1 tRNA gene and 2 rRNA genes (1 of these 3 cut by a window edge) are annotated in these 2500 nt (G+C 54.2%); all 3 read left to right on the top strand.

Annotated elements, in window-relative coordinates:
* A 23S ribosomal RNA gene (locus tag IEV62_RS17880) occupies window positions 1–1955 on the top strand; it begins 844 nt to the left of the window's first position.
* Window positions 1956–2135: 180 nt separating this feature from the next.
* Window positions 2136–2250: ribosomal RNA gene (gene rrf, locus IEV62_RS17875) — 5S ribosomal RNA — on the top strand.
* Between the two features lie 119 nt (window positions 2251–2369).
* Window positions 2370–2446, top strand: a tRNA-Met gene (locus IEV62_RS17870).
* The last annotated feature ends 54 nt before the right edge of the window (window positions 2447–2500 follow it).

Below are 2500 nucleotides of genomic sequence, written 5' to 3'. Positions count from 1 at the left end.
CTGGTTCTCCGCGAAAACTATTGAGGTAGTGCCTCGGACGAATACCTTGGGGGGTAGAGCACTGGATGGATGCGGGGGTCGCGAGACCTACCAACTCTAACCAAACTCCGAATACCCAAGAGTAATATCCGGGAGACAGACGGCGGGTGCTAAGGTCCGTCGTCAAAAGGGAAACAGCCCTGACCTACAGCTAAGGTCCCCAAGTCATCACTAAGTGGGAAAGCATGTGGAACTTCCAAAACAACCAGGAGGTTGGCTTAGAAGCAGCCATCCTTTAAAGAAAGCGTAACAGCTCACTGGTCTAAATAAGAGGTTCTGCGGCGAAGATGTAACGGGGCTAAAGTGATGCACCGAAGCTTAGGGTGTGGCGTAAGCCACGCGGTAGCGGAGCGTTCCGTAAGCCTGTGAAGCGATCTGGTAATGGGTCGTGGAGGTATCGGAAGTGCGAATGCAGACATGAGTAGCGATAAAAAGGGTGAGATGCCCTTTCGCCGAAAGACCAAGGGTTCCTGCGCAAGGCTAATCCGCGCAGGGTGAGTCGGCCCCTAAGACGAGCCCGAAGGGGGTAGTCGATGGGAACACGGTTAATATTCCGTGACCTGGTGGTGTGTGACGGATCTCGTGTGTTGTCTTCCCTTATTGGATTGGGAAGGCTTCGAAGAGGTCCCAGGAAATAGCCCCACCGTATAGACCGTACCCGAAACCGACACAGGTGGTCAGGTAGAGTATACCAAGGCGCTTGAGAGAAGTGTCCTGAAGGAACTCGGCAAATTGCCTCCGTACCTTCGGAAGAAGGAGGCCCCAACTAAGCGCAAGCTCTGTTGGGGGGCACAGGCCAGGGGGTAGCGACTGTTTAGCAAAAACACAGGGCTCTGCTAAGTCGGCTTCAAGACGACGTATAGGGCCTGACGCCTGCCCGGTGCCTGAAGGTTAAGTGGAGGGGTGCAAGCTCTGAAATGAAGCCCAGGTAAACGGCGGCCGTAACTATAACGGTCCTAAGGTAGCGAAATTCCTTGTCGGGTAAGTTCCGACCTGCACGAATGGCGTAACGACTTCCCCACTGTCTCCAGGACATGCTCAGCGAAATTGAATTCCCCGTGAAGATGCGGGGTTCCCGCGGTTAGACGGAAAGACCCCGTGCACCTTTACTGCAGCTTCAGAGTGGCATTAGGAAAGAACTGTGTAGCATAGGTGGGAGGCTTTGAAGCATCGGCGCCAGCTGATGTGGAGCCATAGGTGAAATACCACCCTGTTGTTTTCTGATGTCTAACCTCGATCCATGAAACTGGATCAGGGACCCTCTGTGGCGGGTAGTTTGACTGGGGCGGTCGCCTCCTAAAGAGTAACGGAGGCGCGCAATGGTGGGCTCAGGACGGTTGGAAACCGTCTGTTAGAGTGCAATGGCATAAGCCCGCCTGACTGCGAGACTGACAAGTCGAGCAGAGACGAAAGTCGGTCATAGTGATCCGGTGGTCCCTCGTGGAAGGGCCATCGCTCAACGGATAAAAGGTACGCCGGGGATAACAGGCTGATAACCCCCAAGAGCTCATATCGACGGGGTTGTTTGGCACCTCGATGTCGGCTCATCACATCCTGGGGCTGGAGCAGGTCCCAAGGGTTTGGCTGTTCGCCAATTAAAGTGGTACGTGAGCTGGGTTCAGAACGTCGCGAGACAGTTTGGTCCCTATCTGCCGTGGGCGTCGAAATTTGAGAGGAGTTGACCCTAGTACGAGAGGACCGGGTTGAACATACCTCTGGTGTACCTGTCGTTCTGCCAAGAGCGCAGCAGGGTAGCTATGTATGGACGGGATAACCGCTGAAAGCATCTAAGCGGGAAGCCTCCCTCGAGATAAGATTTCATAGAGCCGTCAGAGACCATGACGTTGATAGATCGGATGTAGAAGTGGAGTAATCCATGGAGCTAACCGATACTAATTGCTCTATTCGCGCTTGAGAGTCCCACCATCAATGACAATCCTGGGTAACCAGCATTGATCAGACGATGTGTCGGATGATGAAGAGCAACGCCTGATAAAACTACTTAATACATGGTACTGCGTGCATCGATTTTAAGGCTTTCCCGGCAACGGGGAAGCCATGAGAGAACCAAATCCCGCCGTTCACCCGCTTCATTGCTTGGTGGCTATAGCGTCTGTGCCCCACCCGATCCCATCCCGAACTCGGCCGTGAAACCAGACTGCGCCGATGGTACTAGCACTTAAGTGCTGGAAGAGTAGGTCGTCGCCAGGCATTGTAGCCGGTGAACAGCGCGGATTTTCTTTTAGAACCCATTCCCATGTTTTGCCCGTTAGGGCCGCACGCCTCCGATTCGTCGGAGGCGTTTGCGTCTCTCCCGGACATTCGGTTGACGCGGGGTGGAGCAGCCCGGTAGCTCGTCAGGCTCATAACCTGAAGGTCACAGGTTCAAATCCTGTCCCCGCAACCAACCAACCCAATACCAAACCGTCTCAGGAGATCCTAAGGCGGGTTTTTTTTGCCT

This window comes from Sphingomonas psychrolutea, from assembly GCF_014636175.1.
GTDB lineage: Bacteria > Pseudomonadota > Alphaproteobacteria > Sphingomonadales > Sphingomonadaceae > Sphingomonas > Sphingomonas psychrolutea.
This window is presented reverse-complemented; position numbering and strand designations above follow the sequence as displayed.